The 5,007-nt window shown below is 58.0% G+C and carries 5 protein-coding genes; 3 read left to right on the forward strand and 2 right to left on the reverse strand.

Annotation, left to right across the window (positions count from 1 at the left end; all coding sequences use genetic code 11):
- Positions 1-235: 235 nt before the first annotated feature.
- Both H5U08_RS09920 and H5U08_RS09925 read right to left on the reverse strand, forming a co-directional pair.
- Positions 236-721, reverse strand: coding sequence for a TraR/DksA C4-type zinc finger protein (locus H5U08_RS09920; protein WP_297032585.1), 486 nt, complete (start codon positions 719-721; stop codon positions 236-238).
- 47 nt (positions 722-768) lie between these two features.
- Positions 769-1,821 (reverse strand): mandelate racemase/muconate lactonizing enzyme family protein, encoded by a 1,053-nt coding sequence (locus tag H5U08_RS09925; protein ID WP_297032587.1) that lies wholly within the window; start codon positions 1,819-1,821, stop codon positions 769-771.
- 314 nt (positions 1,822-2,135) lie between these two features.
- Here H5U08_RS09925 and H5U08_RS09930 point away from each other — a divergent pair, with 314 nt between their 5' ends.
- The 3 genes from H5U08_RS09930 to H5U08_RS09940 all read left to right on the forward strand — a co-directional run.
- Positions 2,136-2,912, forward strand: coding sequence for a cytochrome c (locus H5U08_RS09930; protein WP_297032589.1), 777 nt, complete (start codon positions 2,136-2,138; stop codon positions 2,910-2,912).
- A 428-nt stretch (positions 2,913-3,340) separates the two neighbouring features.
- Positions 3,341-4,021, forward strand: a complete 681-nt coding sequence (locus H5U08_RS09935) for a fused MFS/spermidine synthase (RefSeq protein WP_297032591.1) — start codon at positions 3,341-3,343, stop codon at positions 4,019-4,021.
- Between the two features lie 224 nt (positions 4,022-4,245).
- Positions 4,246-5,007: fused MFS/spermidine synthase (locus H5U08_RS09940; protein ID WP_297032593.1), on the forward strand; the 762-nt coding region annotated here is incomplete at its 3' end.

Consider the following 5,007-nt stretch of genomic DNA (forward strand, 5'->3'; position numbering starts at 1 on the left):
TGGTGTGTGATGCCTGCGCAAAATTGCTCCGCGAGCGAAAAGCCGCGTGATCGACACGTCTGACGGCCTCGCTCTTCTTCGGCCACGCTCTCACCGCAACGAAATCGAGGCGATGAATCTCACGTTTTTAAACTGCATCCCAGACTTGAGGTCTGCGTCAGGAACTTGGCTGCTTCTGTTTGAAATGGCCGGTTGTGTACGTGTCGGGAGAGCGCCGCCGGCGGAATGCGGGGGCTCATCGAGGGTTCTCGCACCAGTAAGAGCACCCGGTTTCGTTGGTGCATATCCACACATAGCGCGTCCGGCCGCCGATCTGACGTGTGCCGATCCGCATGGAGCTCCCGCAGCGTCGGCAGAAGACGGGTGGGCCCGGCGTTTCCCCCTTCTCCACGGCACTCTGACATCTGGTGCACATTTCGGCGTCGGGAAACACGGCCAGTCGCGCTGGTGGGATGACATTCCCACACGCCATACAGCGCTTTTGTTCCGACCAGTCGCCGACGTCATGCTGAACCGTAACCTGCAGCGGCACCGCGCCGCATTGGCGACAGGGGGTTTGTGGCAGAAGGTTGGGGACCAATTCGTCCAGCAGCGCTTCGTCGGTCTGGACACCGGCGCGGAGCTTCTTGTGGGCCTGGAGCCTCCGTTCTGCCTCATGGCGAGACAGAATTTCGGTGTGTCCACAATGCCGACAGTGCAGCCGGTAGAAGAAAATGGCCATTGTGTCCGGTTATCAAAGCACGGTTTGGAAAAAACTCTTGTTACCTGTCAAAAATCCCGGGCCAAAGTGAGCGACTCCCATTGATCTCTCTGGAGTGGAATCCCCAGCCCCGGTTCTTCGGGAACAGTCCACATGCCGTTTTTCACAGCGAACGGGTGGATGATGTTGCCGTCCTCAGAATATTGCCATGCGCTGTGAGCATGCACGAGGGGAGGTAGTGCTGCTCCCAGGTGGAGCGCTGCTGCCAGACCGATCCCCAGCGACGGCGGCATTGCCAGGGAGACGTCGAGTTGTGCCGCGTGGACGACAGCGACGGCGTCGCGGACGGCCAGTGGCCCGCCCAGTTCGTAAATGTCCAGGATCAGGTGCCGAGCGGCCCCGCAGTGGCATACCGCCCATACGTCCCGCTGCGATTTCAATCCCCGACGGATGGCGAGGGGGACCGGCGATTCTTGCTGGAGCCGCCGGTAGGTCTGCCAGTAATTCGTGGCCAGAGGATCAATGAGACAGTGAATCCCCAGGGACTCCATCTGAAGGCAAAGGTGCACAGCGGCGGTGAAGTCAAACTTCCGGCGGGCGTCCACGCGGATCTGAATCGCTTCTCCGAACTGATCGCGAATGGCGCGAAGTACTTCGATATCCCGGGCGATTTGCCCACTCGTGCCGAGGATCCAGCAGGTGACCCCCTTGTCGTACATTCTCTGAACCTGGCTGAGGATTTCTTCGTCATCCGTGTCCCCCACGAACTGCCCCACCGGCACCTGGTGGCGATAAAATCCGCCCCAGAACCGGGCGACGGGTTGTCCCAGGGTCTTTCCCGCGGCGTCACAGCAGGCGATTTCGATCGCTGCACGCAGAGGGGGGGTTAGCACGTCCAACTCGGCAAGCTCGGCGATGTCCAGGATGTTCCTCCCCGCCAGGGTTGGAAGGAGCTGCTCCCGTCGCCGAGCCAGTTCGCTCACTCGCCAGGGCAGAGGTGCTTCGCCCCAACCATCCACGCCATCGTCAGTTTGCACGCGGACCAGCACGAGCCGATCCGACATGCCCTGACTCAGGGGATCCAATTTGGTCAGAAGAAATTCGATGTCGCACAGCCGCATGGTCCGGCGGCACCTCTCCCTCGACGATTTACCCTACGATTCGCCCGCGATCCTTGACATCGGCCTCTCCCTTGAGGACACTAGCCAAGATAGCACAGCTGGATTATTTTTTCGAGTGTGTGTTGCCACCCTGGAAATGGGGTGGGCAGCGGTAAGCTGCGCTTATATGCTACTTTGCTACATGACGAGGGTTTGAAAGCGGGGTCAGCGAACCGCTCCTGAGTCGGCAAGCGTAGAAGAAGCACACTGACGGAAGTCAGTCACCCCGCTGGAGACGTTGGTATGTCCCACCTGAATGACGAGGAGGCTTGTTCATGCGACATTTCGCGCTCACGATTGGTGCTGCAATTGGTTTTTTCGTCGTGAATATTGGGATGACGGCCTGTGCCGGAGATATTCCCCCAGCGCCAAAAGCATCGACCTATGCGCCAGCTGCCGACCTCGTGAAGGCAGTGGATGATTACATCGACGGCATCGCCGAGATCCTCGAGTCTGAGGAAGATTTCAAAGATTTGCAGTCGAAGGTCGTTAAGGACGCAGAAACAGTTGCCGTCCTTGCCCTGGTGCTGGGGCTTCACGATGAGAATACGCCCTATAAGGCCGCCGCGCCGGCGCTGATCAAGGCTGCTCGGGAACTTTCTGCTGCCGCTGCCAAGGACTACGCGTCGGCCAAGAAAGCCCTGGCGGCGCTCCAGGCGGCCAAGTCCGCGGCCGGGGATCCGAATAGCCTGAAGTGGGAAAAGGTGGCTTCCCTGAAAGAGCTGATGGAGCAGGTGCCCCTTGTGAACTCCCGGCTTAAACGCAACATGCGGCGGTTCGAACGGCAGGCGGACGTTATCGCGGTGGATTCTGCTGTGATCGCTGCGATCGCCCAGGGAAGTATGGCAAATCTGGATGAAACCAGCAAGCCCGAGAACGCGGAGCAGTGGTTCCAGTTCTGTGCCGCCATGCGGGATGCAGCGGCTCAACTCAATAAAGCCGCGAAGTCCAAGGACACGGCGGGAGCCGAAAAAGCCGTGGCTGCTCTCGCCAAGACGTGCGACGACTGTCACGCGGTCTTCCATCCGGAAGCGCTCGGCAAAACAGAATAGTGTGAATCCCTGCTGGGATGACGTGCGGCTCAGGGCCGCGGTCATCGGAAATTTTCTCTGCACTGGAGGAAGTTTTCAGACCGATTTCCAGCCTTTCAATTGCGGTGAGCAGCGACAGGCGGTCGAGAACATCGGCCGCCTGTTTTTATTCTCCCCTCGCCCGACCTCCGAAAGGGACAATTCGTGAATTGCCCCGACCACCAGTGCTGACCGTGACCATCGCGGAGGCGTTGTTAAAAGACGGCCAGCCAGTTTCCCCAGGGTACCGTCCAAAAAAATCGTGGTTTTTTATTTTCCGTATGCCAAGATGCATCCATGGGGGTGAACGTCGGCCGGTGGCGCGTTGACGGGCAAGTGCGGACGGAGTAATTTCGGGTTATCGTTCTTTCTGGGTATACCCTTTGTTTCTTGCGACAGGGTTGCCGTGCATGTTTCAATTGCGATCCTTCCTCCTGTGCGTTACTGCCTTCATCTGTGGCTGGGTGATGATGGGCCTCGAGATACTCGGTGGGCGGATCCTTTCCCCAGACTTCGGAAGCGGCGTTTTTGTATGGGGAAGCGTCATCGGCGTCTTTTTGCTGTCGCTGAGCACCGGCTACTTGATTGGCGGCTGGGCTTCCTCTCGATGGCCGTTTCTCGCGGTCCTCGCCGGGGTGATCCTGGCCGCTGCTCTAAGCATTGTCCCTGTGGCGCTGTGGTATCCTGAAATCAGCGGCTGGTTTGCATCCCTGGAGTGGAATGAGCGCTACGGAGCACTGGCCGCCGCGGCAGCGTTGTTTTTCCTGCCCAGTACCCTGTTGGGGATGGTTTCCCCCTACTGCATCCGCCTGTTGACCACAAGTGTGGAGAAATCCGGCGCGAGTGCCGGAACGCTCTATGCCATTTCCACCGTGGGGAGTTTTCTCGGATGCATCCACACGGCGTTTTATCTCATTTTGAGTTTAGGGATCCGGCACTGTCTGTTCGTGGGAGCCGGGGTGCTCGCGGGTTTGGGGCTCCTTCTGGCTGTGGTTTCACTCGTGGGTTCACGATACGGGAACGGCGTCTCTGGCTCGGGGCGAGCGTTTTCAGCTACACGCGGTGAGCTGCCGGAATTGGTCAACAAATAGAATGGGAAGAGACCTTTGCTCAGGAAAGTGGATGGCCGTCACGGTTGATCCGGCCATCATCGATATCAGGCCATGATTTTTGGGGCGAGTGGGTTATCCATTGAGATGCAAAAAATTCGGCGATGACAGCACGAAATCATTTGGTCGGAAAAAGGTCCGAAAAATCTCAGGAGACTCATCAGGTGGGTTGCCCTGACAATAAAAAACGGTGTGTGGGAACGCCGATGCTGCGTGTGGCAGGCCATCATCTGATTGTTGCTGTGAGCCTGATTGTAGGGACGCTGGGATTTTTGCTACCTTCTCAGCCCGTTTCCACGCAGGAACTGAGCCGCGTTCTTTTCGAAAAGGAGTCTCTCTACCACTATGTGCGAGTGGTGGAGGAAGGCAATATTCGTCGCCTTCAGTTCCGGCGATCCGGGATCGATTTTGAAGAATCTGCCATCAACATCCGGAATCCTCTCGATTTCCCTCTCCATTACTACAAACTCATGATGGCGGGGTTTATTCACTGCCCCAATCCGCAGCGCATTCTCTTTGTAGGATTGGGCGGGGGAACACTCGTCCGGGCGATCCGACATTACTATCCCACCGTCCAGATTGATGTGATCGAGCTGGATCCCGTGGTCGTGGAAGTTGCCCGGGCGTATTTCGGATTCCAGGAAGATAGCCGGATGAAAGTGTACATTCGCGATGCGCGGGTGCAGATGAACCGCCTGGCAAGAGATGGCGTCCGCTATGACATGATCTTCCTCGACGCTTTTCGGGGCGGCTACATTCCGTACCACCTCACGACCCAGGAGTTCATGGAGCTGGTGGCCAAACTCCTGGAGGACGACGGCGTGGTTGTGAGCAACCTTCAGCCCGGTTTTGCCTCGTATCATTATCAGCGGCGGACGATCGCGCGGGTGTTTCCCTCGGAATGGTCCTACGGCCGGTATGGAAACGTGATTGTCGTGGCCAGCAAAAAACGCCAAAATTTACCACGC

The organism is Thermogutta sp. (genome assembly GCF_014359955.1).
Lineage (GTDB): Bacteria > Planctomycetota > Planctomycetia > Pirellulales > Thermoguttaceae > Thermogutta.